This is a genomic window from Bradyrhizobium sp. USDA 376 (assembly GCF_054063675.1).
Genome location: NZ_JBSSGN010000001.1, coordinates 3,161,533 through 3,179,793, shown reverse-complemented (window position 1 = coordinate 3,179,793; position 18,261 = coordinate 3,161,533). Strand labels below are relative to the sequence as shown.

Here is an 18,261-nt window from a genome sequence, read left to right as displayed (position 1 = left end):
GACCGGAGGAACCGCTCCACGGCTGGCCAAGACCCAGCAACTCAACGCAAGACGATTTTCATCTCTCGCAGGCCAACTCCAAATCAAAAAAGACGTGGTGCACAAACTCCGGCTGGCCCTCGCGGCCACGCCGGGCATGGTGCCCGGCAAGAGGATATAGGCGGACAAGACCGCCGAGGGAGGGATTTTTTGGCCGTTCGTTACTACGACTGGATCGCCCACCATGGCCGCCGCACGCCCGGCAAGGTCGCGCTCATCGACCTCGCGAGCGAACGCCGCTTCAGCTATTCGCAGCTCGACGCCCGCGTCTCGCGCCTCGCCTCGTTCCTGCGTCACACGCTGAAAGTCTCGCGCGGCGACCGGGTCGCCGTGCTGGCACTGAACACGACCGATACGCTGGAGGTGCAGTTCGCCTGCGGCCGGTTAGGTGCGATCTTCGTGCCGCTGAACACCCGCCTCACGGTCCCCGAGCTCCAGTTCATCACCGCCGACTGCGCGCCGAAGGTGATGATCCACGACACCGATCTGGCCGAGACGGCGCTCAGCGTCGCAAAGCTCTGCAACGTTGCGACCAGCCTGCTGCTTGGCCCGGGCGGCACCTATGAGGCCGGCATCGCCGCCGCAAAACCGCTCGACCCGATCGAGGAGGTCACGCTCGATGACGTCTCGACCATCATGTACACGTCGGGCACCACGGGACATCCGAAGGGCGCGACCATCACCCACGGCATGACCTTCTGGAATTGCGTCAATCTCGGCGGCCCCGCCTGCATCGGGCCGTCATCCGTGCTGCTCACCGTGCTGCCGCTGTTCCATACCGGTGGGCTGAATTGCTACACCAATCCGGTGCTGCATGCCGGCGGCACGGTGATGATCATGCGCGCCTTCGATCCCGGCACGGCGCTCGGCCTGATCAACGATCCCGCGCAGGGCATCAACGTGTTCTTCGGCGTGCCTGCGATCTACCAGTTCATGGCGCAGCATCCCGCCTTCGCGACGACCGATCTCAGCCGGCTGATCGTGGGCGGCGTCGGCGGCGCACCGATGCCGGTGCCGCTGCTGAAGGTGTGGGAGGCGCGCGGCGTCGCGCTGCAGCAGGGCTACGGCATGACCGAGACCTCGCCGGCCGTGCTGGTGCTCGACCGCGAGGATGCGGCACGAAAGGCAGGCTCCGCCGGCAAGCCCGTGCTGCACACGGAGGTGCGCATCGTGCGGCCCGACGGCAGCGAGGCCGATATCGGTGAGCTCGGCGAGCTCTGGGTCAGGGGGCCGAACATTACGCCGGGCTACTGGAACAGGCCGGAGGCAAACAAGACCTCCTTCACCGACGGCTGGCTGCACACGGGCGACGCCACGCGCGTCGACGAGGAGGGCTTCTACTACATCGTCGATCGCTGGAAGGACATGTACATCTCCGGCGGCGAGAACGTCTATCCGGCCGAGGTCGAGAACGTCCTGCACCAGCTCAGCGCGATCGCGGAGGCCGCCGTGATCGGCATTCCCGATCCGCAATGGGGCGAGGTCGGCCTTGCCATCGTCGCGGTCAAACAGGGTGAGCGGCTGAGCGAGGCGGATGTATTCGCGCATTGCGCGGCCAATCTGGCGCGCTTCAAATGTCCACGCCAGATCCACTTCGTCGATGCGTTACCGCGCAACGCCACCGGCAAGATCCACAAGCCGACCTTGCGCAAGGAATTCTCCGTCGCCTCGGAGGTCGACAGGAAAGTCGCCAACGCCTGATCGAAGCGCCCCTTGCAGGGCGCTTTTGTTTTGAAGTGCCTGCCCCAACCAACAAGAAACCCCAAGGAATTTCCATGAAGAACAAGAAACTCTCCCTGCTCGCCGCGGCGGCGGCCCTGACACTGCTCTCGACCCAGGGCGCCCAGGCGCAAAAGAAATACGACACCGGCGTCACCGACACCGAGATCAAGATCGGCAATGTCGAGGCCTATTCGGGTCCTGCCTCCGCCTACGGGATCATCGGCAAGACCGAGGAAGCCTACTTCAAGATGATCAACGACCAGGGCGGCATCAACGGCCGCAAGATCAACTGGATTTCCTATGACGACGGCTATTCGCCGCCCAAGACCGTGGAGCAGGTCCGCAAGCTGATCGAGAGCGACGAGGTGTTCCTGGTGTTCAACGCGCTGGGCACGCCGACCCAGACCGCCGTGCAGAAATATCACAACACCAAGAAGGTGCCGCAACTGTTCCTCGCCACCGGCGCCAGCAAGTGGAATGACCCGAAGAATTTTCCATGGACCATGGGCTTCCAGCCCAGCTACCGGGTCGAGGCACAGATCTTCGCAAAATACATCCTGAAGGAGAAGCCGGACGCCAAGGTTGCGATCTTCTATGCCAACGACGATTTCGGCAAGGATTACGTCGCCGGCATCAAGGACGTGTTCGGCGACAAGGCCTCGAAGCTGATCGTCGCCGAAGAGAGCTACGAGACGTCGGAGCCGTCGATCGACGCCCATATCGTCAAGCTCAAGGGCACCGGCGCCGATGTCTTCGTCAACATCGCGACGCCGAAATTCGCGGCCCAGGCCATCAAGAAGATCGCGGAGCTGGAATGGAGGCCGATGCACCTGATGACTGACGTTTCGGTGTCGATCGGCGCGGTGATGAAGCCGGCCGGCCTCGAGGCGTCCGAGGGCGTGCTGTCGGCCGGCTACCTGAAGGATGCATCGGATCCGCAGTGGAAGGACGACGAGGGCATGAAGAAGTTCATGACCTTCATCGACAAGTACATGCCCGGCGCAAACATCTCCGACGCCAATCTGGTTTACGCCTATGCCGCGGCCCAGACGATGGTTCAGGTGCTGAAACAGGCCGGCGACAATCTGACCCGCGACAACGTGATGAAGCAGGCTGCCAGCCTGAAGGACTTCGTCCCCGACACGCTGATCCCGGGCATCAAGATCAACACCTCCGCCACCGACTTCGCGCCGATCGAGCAGCTCAAGATGTGGCGGTTCAAGAAGGGCCAGTGGGAGCTGTTCGGCGACATCATCAGCGCAGAGCCGAGCGGCTAGCTCGCGACGAAAGGTCCGCGCACGGGAGATGGCGGCCGAGTGGCCGCCATCTCTTTATCCATGCCCCTCGAGATGAACCTATGCCGGCAGAAAGAGCGCGAACGGCTCTTCCACCGTGCGGCGCAGGTGCTTTCGGTACAGCTCATAATTGGCGTCGTCGGGCGCAACCCGTCCCAACGACGGCTTCGGAATGTTCCTGATCGGCACATAGGCGATTGGTGCCGCAATCGGCGTCAGCTGCGAGCCGGGGCCGGCGCGGAGCGTCGAGATGATGCCGTACATCTCGCCGGCGACCGTCGGCCGCGACACCGTGATCACGCGATGCTGGCCGTGCTTGATGATGACGAGGTAGATGAAGCCGGACTGATGCGGAACGGCGACCTCGCCGGTGTGCTCATAGGCGGTATCCGTCCGCTCGCCCTCACGGAAGACCAGCGATGAGACCTTGGGCTCCCAGACGATCTCGGTGCGGTAGGCGAAGATCGCGTCCTTGTCGCCGAAGGACGGCCGCAACGTGATGTAGACGTCCTCGAGCCAGGTCACCGCACGATGCGCATAGGAGCCGAGGCTGTCGGGCGCGACGTCGTTTGCGGCCGGAGGCGCCACCACGACGGCGCTCTTGCGCAAGGACACGCCCAGCGCCTGCTCCAGCCGGACCGTCGTTGCCAGCGTGAACGGCCGGCGGCCGCCTAAGACCTTCTCCAGCGTCGACAGACTGAGCTTGGCCTGCTCGGCCAGCGCCTGCCGGGAGATTCGGCGTCTGGCCAGTTCCTCGCGAATGGTCTCCGCGATCTCGCGGCTCTGCTCGTCTGAAAGCTGCTTGTCGGCCTGCGTCTGCATCGTCAACCCTGCCCTGGGAGTGCCATCCTAGCAGGGCGGACAAACCAGCACAAAACCGCACATGGCCGCCCCGGCGGCCGCCTGCCCGGGCCGGCGGCGGCGGAACATTGCCGATCATTCTGCTCGCGAAATCGGCCCCTCCCGACGGATGCTGAAGGCCAGCAAACATGCTTCGGGAGCAGGCCAAATGGACACCTACGACGCAGCCGACAGCGACGAACACCCCCTGCTGGGGCGGCTGATCAAGGTCGGATTATTCCTTCTCGCGCAGAGCATCGCGGTGATGCTGGTCGCCTTTGTGGCCCTGCTGGTGAGCTTCGGGACGGGTTGGTCGGCAACGACCGAACAGGCCAGCCTGCTCCAGCCCGGCGACGCCAAGTCGGGCAGCCTGCTGCTGAAAGAGGACGGCGCCTATACCGAGGCGATCCGCCTCGGCACCGATGTCGACATCACGGTATCGGGCCCGACGCTGCGCGCCCGCATCACCCAGGTGTTCCGCAATCCGACCAAAGACTGGGTCGAAGCCACCTATGTCTATCCGCTCGCAGCCAATGGTGCCGTCGATACGCTGAAGATGGTGGTCGGCGACCGCGTCATCGTCGGCGACATCAAGGAGCGGCAGCAGGCCCGCATAATCTACGAGCAGGCGCGCAGCGCCGGCCACAAGGCCGCGCTGACCGAGCAGGAGCGGCCCAACATCTTCACCAACTCGGTCGCCAATATCGGCCCCGGCGAGACCCTGCTGGTGCAGATCGAATATCAGGAGCCGGTGCATCAATCCGGCAATGAATATTCGCTGCGCCTGCCGCTGGTGGTCGCCCCGCGCTACAATCCGGCGCCGATCGTGCAGAGCGTGGACTTTCGCAAGGACGGCTCCGGCTGGGGCACGACGACGTCAGAGCCGGTGCCGGATCGCGACCGCATCTCGCCGCCGGTGCTGGATCCCGCCAAGAATGCGCCGGTCAATCCGACCAGCATCACGGTGCGCCTGAAGGCAGGCTTTGCGCTCGGCGAGGTCAGGAGTCACCACCATAACGTCAAGACGGAAAGCCCTGACAACGCGACACGCATCATCACGCTCGCCGACGGCGCTGTCCCCGCCGACCGCGATTTCGAGCTGACCTGGAAACCGGCTGCCGAGAAGGCGCCGTCGGTCGGCCTGTTCCGCGAGCATGTCGGCGATGCCGATTACCTGCTCGCCTTCGTCACCCCGCCGAGCGCCGAGCAGGCGACGCAGAAGCCACTGCCGCGCGAGGTCGTGTTCGTGATCGACAATTCCGGTTCGATGGGTGGCATCTCCATCGTTCAGGCCAAGGCGAGCCTGCTCTACGCCCTCGGCCGTCTGCAGCCGAATGACCGCTTCAACGTGATCCGTTTCGACGACACCATGGACGTGCTGTTTCCGGCCCCGGTGCCGGCGGACGCCGCCCATGTCGGTGAAGCGACATCGTTCGTCGGCGCGTTGCAGGCGCGCGGCGGCACCGAGATGGTGCCGGCGATGCGCGCCGCGCTGACCGACAAGCTCGCCGACAGCAACATGGTCCGCCAGGTCGTGTTCCTGACCGACGGCGCGATCGGCAACGAGCAGCAATTGTTCGAGACCATCACGGCGATGCGCGGCCGCTCGCGCGTGTTCATGGTCGGCATCGGGTCCGCGCCCAATACCTACCTGATGACCCGCGCCGCCGAGCTCGGCCGCGGCGCCTTCACCCATATCGGCTCCGTCGAACAGGTCGAGGAGCGCATGCGCGGCCTGTTCGCCAAGCTGGAGAACCCGGCCGTGACCGGCCTCAGCGCAAAATTCTCGGACGCCCGGGCCGACATCACCCCGGCGATCATTCCCGACGTCTATCGCGACGAGCCGCTGGTGCTGGCGGCCAGGCTCGACAAGCTCGCCGGCTCGCTCGAGATCAAGGGCCGCGTCGGCGACCGTCCGTGGTCGGTGACGCTGCTGCTGCAAAATGCCGCCGAAGGCAACGGCCTGTCAAAGCTCTGGGCCCAGCGCAAGATCGGCGATGCGGAGGTGGCGCGCACCCTGCGCGAGATGACGCCGGATGACTCCGACAAGGCGATCCTGACACTGGCGCTCGACCATCAGATCGTCACGCGACTCACCAGCCTCGTCGCGGTCGACAAGACGCCGAGCCGGCCCGAGGGCGAACCGCTCAAGCTCAGCGACCTGCCGATCAACCTGCCGGCCGGCTGGGATTTCGAGAAAGTGTTCGGCGAACGGCCGCATCTGACGCCGACAGAGCTGCGCGAACGTCATGCCGATGCGCGCAATCAGCCGGCGACGCGACGGCCGACACCCGCCGCTCCCGATGCGATCCGCCTGCCCAAGACTGCAACCTCGGCCGAGCTGAAGATGATCGCAGGCTTCATCCTGATCGTTCTCGCCCTGGTCCTGTTCGTGTTCAACCGGCGTCGGCCCTTGCTCACCGACGCCGCTTGAGAGAGGAGCTCCCCGAACTCCTCTGTTAGCGCGCGCGGCTGCCCGTCCCGAACAAACGGCCGCGCGCGCCTTTTTTGACGAGCATGGAAACAATGCCCCGCCTCATCTCTCCCCTGGTATTGGCGCTGATCGGCCTCATCCTGTTCGGTGACGGCGCCTACATCCACGCCAAGGCATGGCTGGCGCAGGTCCTGCTGGAGCGGGCGTTCGACCGAAGCATTGCGACGGGACAGGCGGTGAAGCCGTGGTCGTGGGCCGACACCTGGCCGGTCGCGCGGATCGAGGTCAAGCGGATAGGCGCCAGCGCCATCGTGCTGGAAGGCGCGAGCGGACAGGCGCTCGCTTTCGGACCCGGCCATATCCAGCACACGGCCGATGCGGGCGAACGCGGGATTGCTGTCTACGCCGCGCATCGCGACACTCATTTCCGCTTCCTGCGGAACGTTGCCATGGGTGACGTCATCGATGTCACACGCAGCGACGGTCGACATTTTCGCTATCGCGCGGATTCCTCGGCCGTGGTCCGTTTCGATGCATCCGGCATCGACGCCACGGCACGGGGATTCGAGCTCATTCTCGCGACCTGCTGGCCATTCGACGCCGTCACCTCCGGCCCCGAGCGCTACGTCCTGCATGCAACATTGATTGAAGCCGATAGATAAATCGCGCACCGGGCCGGCGAGACGCGCCGACGCGACACTCATTCCACCACACGGCATGAAACTCACATGGTTGCCACTCCGAAGAACTCGCCATAGAACAGAGTGACGCGCCACCAAATAAGAACAACAGGTGAGGTCAACGCCATGGAAGCCCATGTGTCTGCAGCGTCCGCGTCCCGTCCATGGTCTCCGCCGCCCGATGCCAGCGACATCGTCAAGCGTATCCACGCCATGCTGCACCCGCGCAACATCGTGCTGGTGGGCGCGACCGACAAGCCCGGAAATTATGCCGAGCGCATCTGGAACAATCTGGTCAAATACGATTTCGAGGGCGGGCTCTATCCAGTCAACGCCAAGCGCGAGAGCATCTGGGGCGTCACCTGCTACAAGGATTTTACGAGCCTTCCCGAAAAGCCCGACCACGTGCTGGTGCTGGTACCGGCACGCTTCGCCGTGCAGGTGATCCGCGACGCCGCTGCGGCCGGCGCGCGCTCGGCCACCATCGTCACCTCCGGCTTCAGCGAATTGCAAGATGACGAGAGCCAGAGGCTCGCCGCCGAATTGCAGGCGGCGGTGCGCGAGACGGGACTTGCGGTCACCGGGCCCAATTGTCTCGGTAATTTGAGCGCCGGCGAAAAGCTCTTCACCAATATCGACGACCGCGTCGTCACCATGGAACAGGGCGCGGTGGCGATCGCCGGGCAATCCGGCGCCATCGTCATGGCGATCCGCCAGGCGCTGGAGGATCGCGGCGTCGGTGTCGGCTATATGGTGACGACAGGCAACGAGGCCGGGCTCGAGACGCCGGATTTGATGCGCTATTTCGCCGAAGATCCGAGCATCAGGGTGATCGTCGTCTATCTCGAAGGTGTGCGCAACACCAAGGCGTTCCGCGATGCCTGCAAGGCGGCGCGCGCCGCCAGCAAGCCCGTGATCGCGCTCAAGCTCGGCGCATCCGAGGGCGGCCGCGCCGCGGCGATGGCACACACCGGCGCGCTGGCAGGATCGATCGAGACGTTCGACGCCGTCGCCACGCGTGAAGGCGTGATCCGGGTCGGCGGCCTCGACGAGCTGATCGAGACCACCGAATGCTTCGTTCACGCAGCGGTGCCCAAAGGCGACCGGCTCGCCGCGGTCACGCTGTCCGGCGGCAAGCGCGGCATGCTGATCGACGCGTTCTATGCGGAAGGCCTGAACTTCGCGCCGCTGAGCCCGCATGTCAGCGCGGAACTGGCAAAGATGCTCGGGCCGGGCTCGATCGTCGGCAATCCGCTCGACGCCGGCTTTGCCGCGGTGGTCGATCCCTCCGTCTACATGAAGTCGATCAAGCTGATGATCGACGACCCTGACATCGACATCGTCATCGTCGATGCCGAGCTGCCCAAGGCGCCGCACGAGGTGCGCGAGCGCAATTTGCGCATCGTCAACGAGATGGCGAGCCGGGCCTCAAAGCCCGTGATCTACATCAGCGCGATGTCCATCGGCTTCACTGAGTTCACCAAGACCTTGCGCAAATCGCTCCCACATCTCGCGGTGATGCAGGGCATGGACCGCGCGGTGACCGCGATCAAGTCGCTGCTCGCCTATGCGAAGCTGCGGAAAGAAGTGCCCGACATCGTCTCGAGCTCGAAGCCGGCCGCGCGGGCCGTGCTGGAAAAGGCGCTGAAGTCGGCGAACGGTGCCGCACTCGACGAGGTCACCTCGAAGAAGCTGCTGAAGGCCTATGGCATTCCGATCTCGAAGGAAGCGATCGCGCAGACGGCGGCGGACGCGGTGAACATCGCCCAGCAGATCGGTTTTCGCGGTCGTCGCGAAAGTGGTCAGCGCCGAGATCCTGCACAAGTCCGACATCGGCGGCGTGGTGCTGAACCTCAACAGCGCGGCTGACGTGAGGAAGGCATTCACCGACATCACTGCGCGGGTGAGGAAGCTTAGGGGCAAACCGAAGCTCGACGGCATCCTGATCGCGCAGCAGGTCAAGGCCGATCTCGAGCTCGTGGTCGGCGCCTCGCTCGACGCGGAGATGGGTCCGGTCGTGCTGTTTGGCACCGGGGGCATCGACATCGAGCTGATGAAGGACGTGGCCCTCGCCGGCGCGCCGCTGGACGAAGCCGAGGCGCGGCTCCTGATCGGCCGCACCAAGGCCGGCATCAAGATGCGCGGCTATCGCGGCAAGCCGGCCTTGCACGAGGCCTCCGCGGTGAAGGCGCTGGCCGGCCTCTCCAATCTGATCGCGGATGCCGGGGACCGGATCGCGTCGATCGACATCAACCCGTTCCTGATCAACACCAGGACGGGCGTGGCCGTCGATGCCCTGATCGTGCTGAACAATGCTGCGGCAAAGCGCGCGGCGGGACATTGAGACGTGTAGGGCGGATTAGCGTAATCCGCCAATCCACGCGGCGGGCGAACAGAAACGGTGGGTTACGCTTCCGCCTTCGCTCTGCGAGCTTCGGCGGACAAGTCGTTAACCCGCCCGATGTACCATCGCGGCCTGCTTCCAACTTCCCCGCTTTGGCCGTAGACTCAGCCTCATGGCACGCGCGAGCAATCTTGTGATCGGAACGGCGACGCTGACGGTGATCGCCGTGGCGTTCGGCGGCGTGCTCGGCGTACAGAAATGGCGCACCAACCAGAGCCGCAGCCAGTTGCGCGTGGCGTTCGAGGGCGGTTCCGCCAGCGGCCTGCGTCGCGGCGGCCCGGTCAATTTCGACGGCGTGCCCGCCGGCCAGATCCTGTCGATCAAGCTGGACAGTCCGCGCAGGATCGTGGCGCTGGTGATGCTCGACAACGCCGCACCGATCCGCAAGGACACCGTGGCGGGCATCGAGTTCCAGGGGCTCACCGGCGTTGCCGCGATCTCGTTGATCGGAGGCGCGCCCTCCGCGCCGCCGGTGCCGCTGGATGCGGACGGCATCCCGGTGCTGACCGCCGACCTCAGCGACGCCGAATCCATCGTCGACACCCTGCACAGTGTCGACCGCTCCATCGTGAGCAACGCCCCTGCGATCAAGGAGGGCCTCCGCACATTCGAGGCCACCACCGCCGATCTCAGGAGCAAGGGCGGCGAGATCGATTCTGTGATGGTCAAGGTCGACAGCGCTTTTGCGGGATTCGACAAGGCCGTCACCAAGATCGAAAACGTGGTGCCCGGCTTCGTCGACGGCAAGGCCGACGAGCTGTTCGAGAAGGTGCAGGGACTGCACGAGCTCGCCGACATGATGCGGAAGAAATCGGCGACCTATATCGAGGACATCCGCCGCTCGCTGCTCGATGTCAGCGAGACCGCGAACAAGATGGCCGGCACGCCCGTGCCGCCGCGCCCACCGCGCCAGCCGGCGCCGCAGAAGCGGTGACGCTCCTTCTTACCCTCGCCTCGAGAGGAAGGGTAATCGCATATGACTCATGGCAGCGTCTGACCGCGCGCCTCGTCCTTCGAGACGACCGCGGAGCCTGTCATCGGGCCGCGCTTTGCGCGGACCCGGTGGCGGTCTCCTCAGGATGAGGCTAAGCTGCACCGTACGCGTTGAAACTGCTGCCACACATTCTGTCCTCATCCTGAGGAGCCCGCCTAAAGCGGGCGTCTCGAAGGATGGCCGCAGGAACAGCAACGCGCCTACCACGCGTAACGCACGACGCCCTTGCCGGCATAGGACCGCGTGACGTTCGAGAACTCGCCCTCGAAGGTCGCCGATGCGGACCAGCCGTTCATCCAGTTCATCTGCACCGACGCCGTGGTCAACGCTGAATCGCCCGCCTGCGCGGCGCCGTTCACGACAAAGGCCGCGCCCGGCAGCGTCTGGAACACCGCGCCGACAGTGCGATCCGGATTGAAGTCATGCGCCCAGGCGAGCCGGCCACGCAGGGTCATCAGGCCGCCGGCCGCCGCAAATGACTTGTCCGCGCGCAGGCCGAGCTCGGTGCGGGTGCTGGTGACGTCCTTGGCGGCATAGTTGAGCGCAAAGGCGTTGTTGCCGACCACCGCGAACTCCGAATAGTTCGGCAGGCTGAACAGGGTGGCCTGGGCCGCAGCATAGGGCGTCAGGCCAATCCACTGCGTGGCGTAGCGGTAACCACCCTCGACGCGGCCAGAGAAGGCATTGGCATTGAACTGCGCACGCAACTGATCGGTGCCGGCAACGGTGATGCGGTTCGTCGTGACGTCCTGCCAGCCATAGGCGAGCGCCGCGGTGATATAGGCAGGTCCCGCCGTGTGCCGCACGAAGGCGCCGGCCTGGAACAGGTCGGAGCGGCCCCAGCCGAGCCCGTTGACGTTGAAGCCGGTGCCGCCGCCGGCCAGCGCGAAACCGGCGATCGTCGACGGCGAGAAGCGATAATCGAGGCCGACGGCCGTGCCGTAGATGCTGCTGCTGGTGTTGTTCGAGCCAAGGGCGGCGTTGCCGTCGGTGGTCTGCGAGCCGCCGTAGCCGGCGGCCCACACGTCCCAGCGCTGCTCGAACGTCGCAGCCGGCGCCTTGCGGTAGATCGAGGCGAAGGCGTCGCGCGCGCTCTGATCACGCACGTTCTTGCCGGTTGCGGCATAGGCATTTGCGCTCGCGTCATCCGCATACGGCGTCGCGCCGGGTGCACCGCTGCGCCCCGAACCGAACACGTCGGTCAGCAGATTGATGAACAGATTCATCGCGTTGAAGGTCGTCTGCTGAGAACCCGTCGCCGATTCGCCGGAAGCCTGCGTCAGACCGGCCGGCGAGAGATTGATGAGCGCCACGGGAAGGCTGCCGGTGCTGTTGAAATAATTCGCCAGCGCATTGGCGACGTTCTGCTGGTTGACGTTGAGGCCAGAGCCGTAGTTCAGCGAAAGATCCAGGAAGACGTTGTTCGTATTGTAACTCAGGACGGCCTTCAGGTTCGACGGAAGCCCGGCGACGACCGGATTGAACGTGTCGGGGAGCGTCGTCGCACTCAGGATCGTGTAGTGCTTCGCGACCGAGCCGGTCTGAACCACGACGACCGTTGCCCCCCCGAGCGTCGCCGTTCCCGTCACAACCGCAAGGCTGTTGCTGGCGCCCGAGAGCCGCACCACGTAGCTCGACGCGCTGGTGAACGAGAGGTCGCCGGAGACGGTAAGCGTGCCGGTCGGATTGCCCGGCGCCAGCGTGCCGCCGTTGACGGTGGTCGTGCCGACCGTGCCGACGCCACTGAGCGTGCCGCCGCTCGCGACGTTCACGGTGCCGTTGATGGTGCCGGCGAGCAGAAGCGTGCCGCCGAGCACGTTCCAATCCTGATTGCCGGTGCCGGTCAGGGTCCAGGTCGAGCTGTCGATCTTGTTGAAGGTCGAGAAGCCGTCGTACTGGAGCCCGACGCCGATCAGGTCGAGATTGAACGTATCCTTGCCGGTGCCGCCGAGCTGGAACGTGTCAGTTCCGGATGCAAGCACCTGGCCGTTGATGACGCTGCCGGGGCCAAGGGTGAGCGTGTTGTTGCCGCAGCCGCAGAAGTCGATCGCAACTGCACCGGAGGCGCCGGCGTTGATGGTGCCCGAGTTGAAGAGGCTGGCGCCGCCGCTCAGCATGATGCCCGTGCCGTTGGCGCCGACGGTGATGGTGCCGGTGTTGACGATCTGGTTGGTCGTGCTGAAGGAGCTTACGTCGATGCCGACGCCGAACGCGCCGACAGTGATCGTGCCGCCGTTGGTGATGGTGTTGGAATCGCCGATCACGAACAGGCCTTCGACAGAATCAGCGCCCGTGATCCGCCCGTTGTTGGTAATCGTGGAGGACGAGCCGTTATAGGCGATGCCCACGCCAGCCAGGCCGACATTGATCTCGCCACTTTGGCTGATCGTCGCCCTGTCGCCCTGCATCGAAATGCCGGCTGATCCGCTGCCGCCCACGTTGATGGTGCCGCCGTTGGTGATTTTCGAGTCATCACCCAGCACGGAAATACCGACGCCGAAATCGCCAGCCGTGATCGTGCCGAAATTGCTGGCGGTCTGAACGTCACCTTGCATGAAGATGCCGGCGGCGTTCTGCCCGACCGTGATCGTGCCCGTGGCGGTGTTGGTGACCGTATTGTTGTTGCTGATCACGAGAATGCCGCCGGAGAAACCGGTGGAATCGCCGACGGTGATAGCGCCGGCGTTGGTCACGGTCGCGCCGCCCACCGCGTAGATGCCGATCGAATCATCGACGCCGGTGATCGTGCCCGTCGCGGCGTTGGTGATGGTGTTGTTCTGGCCTGCGAAGACGCCCGCGCCCGATGCGCCGATCGACAGCGCACCGCTGTTCGTCACGGTATTGCTGTCACCGACCGAAATCGCAACGCCGGCGTCACCGGTCGTGATCGTCCCGGCATTGGCGACGACATTGTGATCGATCGCCAGGATGCCAAGGCCGTTGTCGAGCACCGTGATGGTGCCGTTGTTGGTCACCGTGTTCGAATTTCCGGCGCCGATGCCGATCAGGCCCGAGCCAGCCGACAGAGTGCCGTTGTTGGTGACCACGCTGGAATTGTTGACGCCGATCGAGAGCGTCCCGTTGTCGTTCACGGTCGCGCCGGAGAGCACGTTGACATTGAGGCTGTCGACGCCGGCTCCGGCCTGGAAGCCGTCCGCATCCGTACCGCTGCAGGTGACGGTCTGCCCGGTCGTGGCCGGATCAGGTGTGCAAAGGGCGTTGGCGGGCGTCGCGCAAAGGCTGAGCCCAACGCAGATCGCCGATACGCTCACTAGCGACGCAGCAACGGATCGGCGCAGTCGACCCTGCCGCCCCCCTGGCCCCTCGCCTTGCACGCCACACCCCCATTCCCAGCAATTCCGCCGGGAACTTAGGCCATGACGCGGGCCCGCAAAACTGCGGGCCGCCGAAATGCGTCCGTTTGGCACACAACCGAAGCAGAATCCGAGCCCTATGTTGCAACCGCGCAACGGTTTTGCACGGACAAAAGGTTCTCATTCTGCGCATGACCGGGTTCGCGCCAGTCTCACCCCCGCGACATCCGCGACGGCTCAGTAATTGCTGGCCGCTGCCTCGTTCGGGATGCCCTCGATCGGGCACTCGTCGGTGCCTGGCGTCGAGCGGGTCATGGCCTCGACCATGTCGCGCGTGCCTTCGGGGTCTTTGATCCAGTTCTTGTAGAAATCATACGGGCACGCCGCGACGCCGCGTGGGTTGTCGCCGGAGTTGATCATGCCGGTGTAGCCGCGGTGGACCAGCTTGTAGAGATGGTTCTGCGACTGGCCGTTGCGGCGCGCATCGCGGATCAGATGCTTCGACAGCTGGGCATACTGGATGCCGTAGTCCTCCTCGCCGCACTCGCCGAGGGTGCGGCCATCGAAGCCGATGATCGCGGAGTGGCCGAAATAGGAATAGACGCCGTCGAAGCCGGCGGCATTGGCAACCGCGACATAGACGTTGTTGGCCCACGCCATGGCCTTGGAAATCATGACCTGCTGCTCCTTGGCCGGATACATATAGCCCTGGCAACGCACGATCAGCTCGGCGCCCTTCATGGCGCAGTCACGCCAGATCTCCGGATAATTGCCGTCGTCGCAGATAATCAGGCTGACCTTCAGGCCCTTCGGGCCTTCGGAGACATAGGTGCAATTGCCGGGATACCAGCCTTCGATCGGCACCCACGGCATGATCTTGCGGTACTTCTGCACGATCTCGCCCTTGTCGTTCATCAGGATCAGGGTGTTGTAGGGCGCCTTGTGCGGATGCTCCTCGTGGCGCTCGCCGGTGAGGGAGAACACGCCCCACACCTTGGCCTTGCGGCAGGCCTCCGCGAAGATCGCGGTTTCCTCGCCCGGCACCACGGAGGCCGTCTCGTACATCTCCTTGGAGTCGTACATGATCCCTTGCGTGGAATATTCCGGGAAGATCACGAGGTCCATGCCGGGCAGGCCAACCTTCATGCCGACGATCATGTCGGCGATCTTGCGGGCGTTGTCGAGCACCTCGGCCTTGGTGTGCAGGCGAGGCATCTTGTAGTTCACCACCGCGACGCCGACCGTGTCGTTGCTGCTGGAGATATCACCGTGAAGCATGTTGAGCGCTCCTGTCTTTTATTCGTTTGAGGTCATCGCGTGGGTTAGTGGCTGATCATCCAGGGGCGCGCCGTCGGAAAACCTTTGGCGCCGCTCTTACTCTGGGTCATCAGCCGTGCCGGCTTCTTCTTATCGGCCCCGTTCTTGTCCTTCACGGTCTTGCCCGAGGAGCAGCAGCCGCAGCCCGGGCCGTGCGAGGCCTTGTATTGCGCCAGCGTCTGCGGCGCGTGCGTGCTGCGCTCGTTGACCGCGTGCGCCTTGCGCTTCTCCGCCGGCATGCAGAAGAAATTCGGCGCGGTCAGAATCACCCGCGGCGCCATCGTTTCGCAACGCGGGCAGCTTTGCGGATCGTCGCATTCCGCCATCGGGCGGAGGTCCTTGAAGGGACCGCAGTCGTCACAGAGATATTCATAGACCGGCATCGCATCATCCCCACGCTCTTGCCTGTTCAACACACCTCGCTGCCACCGTTCGTGCGGAGACAGCCCCTCACCCCGACCCTCTCCCCGTAAGAACGGGGAGAGGGAGGGCACCGATTATTTGTCCGGCGAGATCGGCATCTGGATATCGCCGGTGATGTGCTTGATGGGCCCTGCCGCCGACGGCATCACGTCGAAGTCGAAGATCTCGGTCGGCAACCATAGCGTGGCGCAGGCGTTGGGCACGTCGACCACGCCGGAGATGTGGCCCTGGCACGGCGCGGTGCCGAGGATCGAATAGGCCTGGGCGCCGGAGTAGCCGAACTTCTTCAGATACTCGATGGCGTTGAGGCAAGCCTGGCGATAGGCGATATGGACGTCGAGATAATGCTGCTTGCCGGCTTCATCCACCGAAATGCCTTCGAAGATCAGATAGTCCTTGTAGTTCGGCGTGATCGGCGACGGCTTGAAGATCGGATTCTTGATGCCGTATTTCGACATGCCGTCCTTGATCACCTCGACCTTCAGATGCAGCCAGCCGGCCATTTCGATGGCGCCGCAGAAGGTGATCTCGCCGTCGCCCTGGCTGAAGTGCAGGTCGCCCATCGAGAGACCCGCGCCCGGAACGTAGACCGGGAAGTAGATCTTCGAGCCGCGCGAGAGATCCTTGATGTCGCAATTGCCGCCATGCTCGCGCGGCGGCACCGTGCGCGCGCCCTCCGCGCCGATCTTGGCTTTCGCGTCACCCTTGGCGCGGCCGCCATGGGCGGTCGGCGCGAACGGTGGATTGGCAAGGCCGGGCACGCGGGTCGGGTTGGTCGAGATCAGCTCCGCCTCGCGCTTGTTCCAGGTGTCCAGCATCTTCGGATCGGGCAGGCAGCCGATCAGGCCGGGATGGATCAGGCCGGCAAAATTGACGCCGGGCACGTGGCGCGACGAGGTGTAGAGACCCTTGATGTCCCAGATCGATTTCTGCGCCAGCGGAAAATGATCGGTGAGAAAGCCGCCGCCATTCTGCTTGGAGAAGAAGCCGTTGAAACCCCACAGGCTCTCCTTGAGCGGGCCGACGTCGAGCAGGTCGACGACCAGGAGGTCGCCGGGCTCCGCGCCCTTGACGCCGATCGGGCCGGACAGGAAGTGCACGATCGACAGGTCGATGTCGCGCACGTCGTCGGCGGAATCGTTGTTCTTGATGAAACCGCCGGTCCAGTCATAGGTCTCGATGATGAAGTCGTCGCCGGGATTGACCCAGGCCACGATCGGGATGTCGGGGTGCCAGCGGTTGTGCACCATGTCATTTTCGTAAGCCGACTTGGTGAGATCGACCTTGATCAGTGTCTCTGGCATCGAGATGCTCCCCTTTTACTACGGTTGGTTAGACGGACAGATATTTCGAGACCTGCGCGGCATCGACGGCGTCGCGCGGATCGTCACGCACGATCTCGCCGTTCTCGATCACCAGCACGCGGTCGGCGATATCGAGCGCGAAGCTCAGCACCTGCTCGGAGACGACGATCGAGAGGCCCTTCTCGTCGCGGATGCGCTTCAAGGTGCGCGCCATCTCCTTGATGATCGACGGCTGGATGCCTTCGGTCGGCTCGTCCAGCAGCAGCACCTTCGGCTTGGTCGCGAGCGCGCGGGCGATCGCGAGCTGCTGCTGCTGGCCGCCGGAGAGGTTGCCGCCGCGGCGGCCCTTCATCTCCAGCAGCACCGGAAACAATTCGTAGATGTCTTCAGGCACTTCCGATCCGCCGGAGACGACGAGACCGGTCTCGATGTTCTCCTTCACGGTCATGGTGGAGAAGATCATGCGGCCCTGCGGTACATAGGCGAGGCCCTTGGCGACGCGCGCGTAGCTCGGCAAGGCTCCAAGCTCCGCGCCGTCCATGGTCACCGAGCCGCTCTTGGTCGGCAGGATGCCCATCAGCGATTTCATCAGCGTGGTCTTGCCCATGCCGTTGCGGCCCATGATCGCGACGATCTCGTTCGGCGCGACCTTGACGTTGAGCCCGTGCAGCACCTCGCTCTGGCCGTAGGCGACGTGAAGATCGGAAATTGCCAGCATCTGCGCGCTCCTTAGTGGCCGAGGTAAACTTCAACGACCTTCGGATCGTTCTTCACTTTCTCCATGGTGCCCTCGGAGAGGATCTGGCCCTGGTGAAGCACGGTGACCTTGTGCGCGATGTCCTCGACGAACTTCATGTCGTGCTCGATCACCAGCACCGAACGGTTCTTGATGATGCGGTTGAGCAGCTCCGCCGTCTTGGCGCGCTCGGACACGCTCATGCCGGCGACAGGCTCGTCCAGCATCAGGAGATCCGGGTCCTGGATCAGCAGCATGCCGATCTCGAGCCACTGCTTCTGGCCGTGGCTGAGCAGATCGGCATTCATGTGCAGCCGGTCCTTGAGGAAGATCATCTCGGCGACCTCGTGCACGCGGTCGCGCACGGCGGCGTCGCGCGTGAAGGTCAGCGCGCCGAACACGGAACGGCCACGCGGATAGGAGATCTCCAGGTTCTCGAACACGGTGAGGTCGTCGTAGATCGACGGGTTCTGGAACTTGCGCCCCACCCCGGTCTTGACGATCTCGTTCTCCCTCATCCGCGTCAGCTCCTTGCCGCGGAACTGGATCGAGCCTGACGTTGCTTTGGTCTTGCCGCAGATCAGGTCGAGCACCGTGGTCTTGCCGGCCCCGTTGGGGCCGATGATGACGCGGATCTCGTTCTCGTCGACATAGAAGGAGAGATCGTTGACCGCCTTGAACCCGTCGAACGACACGGTCAGCGCTTCGACGGCGAGCAGGAATTCCTTGGGCTGATGTCCTACGAGCATGATTATCTCC

The 18,261-nt window shown here is 64.3% G+C and carries 12 protein-coding genes and 1 pseudogene; 6 read left to right on the top strand and 7 right to left on the bottom strand.

Annotation, left to right across the window (positions count from 1 at the left end):
- The first annotated feature begins 189 nt into the window (after positions 1-189).
- On the top strand, positions 190-1,740 hold the full coding sequence (locus ACVJ19_RS14885) for an acyl-CoA synthetase (RefSeq protein ID WP_453948490.1): 1,551 nt from the start codon (positions 190-192) through the stop codon (positions 1,738-1,740).
- Positions 1,741-1,814: 74 nt separating this feature from the next.
- Complete coding sequence (locus tag ACVJ19_RS14880) at positions 1,815-3,038, top strand: ABC transporter substrate-binding protein (RefSeq protein WP_453948491.1); 1,224 nt, start codon at positions 1,815-1,817, stop codon at positions 3,036-3,038.
- A 78-nt stretch (positions 3,039-3,116) separates the two neighbouring features.
- Here ACVJ19_RS14880 and ACVJ19_RS14875 read toward each other — a convergent pair whose 3' ends face one another.
- Complete coding sequence (locus tag ACVJ19_RS14875; RefSeq protein WP_453948492.1) at positions 3,117-3,878, bottom strand: helix-turn-helix transcriptional regulator; 762 nt, start codon at positions 3,876-3,878, stop codon at positions 3,117-3,119.
- Between the two features lie 187 nt (positions 3,879-4,065).
- On the opposite strand from ACVJ19_RS14875, the gene ACVJ19_RS14870 reads away from it, so the two are divergent.
- The 4 genes and pseudogenes from ACVJ19_RS14870 to ACVJ19_RS14855 all read left to right on the top strand — a co-directional run bounded on the left by ACVJ19_RS14870 (position 4,066) and on the right by ACVJ19_RS14855 (position 10,348).
- A complete protein-coding gene (locus ACVJ19_RS14870; RefSeq protein WP_453948493.1) occupies positions 4,066-6,330 on the top strand; it encodes a marine proteobacterial sortase target protein in 2,265 nt (754 codons plus the stop codon).
- A 92-nt stretch (positions 6,331-6,422) separates the two neighbouring features.
- Positions 6,423-6,992 (top strand): class GN sortase, encoded by a 570-nt coding sequence (locus ACVJ19_RS14865; RefSeq protein WP_453948494.1) that lies wholly within the window; start codon positions 6,423-6,425, stop codon positions 6,990-6,992.
- Positions 6,993-7,136: 144 nt separating this feature from the next.
- Positions 7,137-9,354 (top strand): annotated as a pseudogene (locus ACVJ19_RS14860) (acetate--CoA ligase family protein).
- Between the two features lie 172 nt (positions 9,355-9,526).
- A complete protein-coding gene (locus tag ACVJ19_RS14855; protein ID WP_453948496.1) occupies positions 9,527-10,348 on the top strand; it encodes an MlaD family protein in 822 nt (273 codons plus the stop codon).
- Between the two features lie 260 nt (positions 10,349-10,608).
- Here ACVJ19_RS14855 and ACVJ19_RS14850 read toward each other — a convergent pair whose 3' ends face one another.
- The 6 genes from ACVJ19_RS14850 to urtD all read right to left on the bottom strand — a co-directional run bounded on the left by ACVJ19_RS14850 (position 10,609) and on the right by urtD (position 18,251).
- Complete coding sequence (locus ACVJ19_RS14850; RefSeq protein WP_453948497.1) at positions 10,609-13,743, bottom strand: autotransporter outer membrane beta-barrel domain-containing protein; 3,135 nt, start codon at positions 13,741-13,743, stop codon at positions 10,609-10,611.
- Between the two features lie 216 nt (positions 13,744-13,959).
- Entirely contained in the window at positions 13,960-15,000 is a 1,041-nt protein-coding gene (locus tag ACVJ19_RS14845) for an aliphatic amidase (protein WP_453948498.1), read from the bottom strand.
- Positions 15,001-15,044: 44 nt separating this feature from the next.
- Complete coding sequence (locus tag ACVJ19_RS14840; protein WP_453948499.1) at positions 15,045-15,422, bottom strand: FmdB family zinc ribbon protein; 378 nt, start codon at positions 15,420-15,422, stop codon at positions 15,045-15,047.
- Between the two features lie 114 nt (positions 15,423-15,536).
- On the bottom strand, positions 15,537-16,766 hold the full coding sequence (fmdA, locus tag ACVJ19_RS14835; RefSeq protein ID WP_453948500.1) for a formamidase: 1,230 nt from the start codon (positions 16,764-16,766) through the stop codon (positions 15,537-15,539).
- Between the two features lie 28 nt (positions 16,767-16,794).
- Positions 16,795-17,484: an urea ABC transporter ATP-binding subunit UrtE gene (gene urtE, locus ACVJ19_RS14830; protein WP_453948501.1), complete on the bottom strand. Its 690-nt coding sequence runs from the start codon at positions 17,482-17,484 to the stop codon at positions 16,795-16,797.
- 11 nt (positions 17,485-17,495) lie between these two features.
- The gene (urtD, locus tag ACVJ19_RS14825) at positions 17,496-18,251 is read right to left on the bottom strand and encodes an urea ABC transporter ATP-binding protein UrtD (RefSeq protein ID WP_018644391.1); all 756 of its coding nucleotides are present in this window, start codon (positions 18,249-18,251) and stop codon (positions 17,496-17,498) included.
- Between the last annotated feature and the right edge of the window lie 10 nt (positions 18,252-18,261).

Excerpts from the sequence above, each read along its gene's own strand:
- ACVJ19_RS14865 (WP_453948494.1), top strand. The coding sequence starts at position 6,423 with ATGCCCCGCCTCATCTCTCCCCTGGTATTGGCGCTGATCGGCCTCATC.
- urtD (WP_018644391.1), bottom strand. The coding sequence starts at position 18,251 with ATGCTCGTAGGACATCAGCCCAAGGAATTCCTGCTCGCCGTCGAAGCG.
- ACVJ19_RS14840 (WP_453948499.1), bottom strand. The coding sequence starts at position 15,422 with ATGCCGGTCTATGAATATCTCTGTGACGACTGCGGTCCCTTCAAGGAC.
- urtE (WP_453948501.1), bottom strand. The coding sequence starts at position 17,484 with ATGCTGGCAATTTCCGATCTTCACGTCGCCTACGGCCAGAGCGAGGTG.
- ACVJ19_RS14855 (WP_453948496.1), top strand. The coding sequence starts at position 9,527 with ATGGCACGCGCGAGCAATCTTGTGATCGGAACGGCGACGCTGACGGTG.
- ACVJ19_RS14880 (WP_453948491.1), top strand. The coding sequence starts at position 1,815 with ATGAAGAACAAGAAACTCTCCCTGCTCGCCGCGGCGGCGGCCCTGACA.
- fmdA (WP_453948500.1), bottom strand. The coding sequence starts at position 16,766 with ATGCCAGAGACACTGATCAAGGTCGATCTCACCAAGTCGGCTTACGAA.
- ACVJ19_RS14870 (WP_453948493.1), top strand. The coding sequence starts at position 4,066 with ATGGACACCTACGACGCAGCCGACAGCGACGAACACCCCCTGCTGGGG.
- ACVJ19_RS14845 (WP_453948498.1), bottom strand. The coding sequence starts at position 15,000 with ATGCTTCACGGTGATATCTCCAGCAGCAACGACACGGTCGGCGTCGCG.
- ACVJ19_RS14875 (WP_453948492.1), bottom strand. The coding sequence starts at position 3,878 with ATGCAGACGCAGGCCGACAAGCAGCTTTCAGACGAGCAGAGCCGCGAG.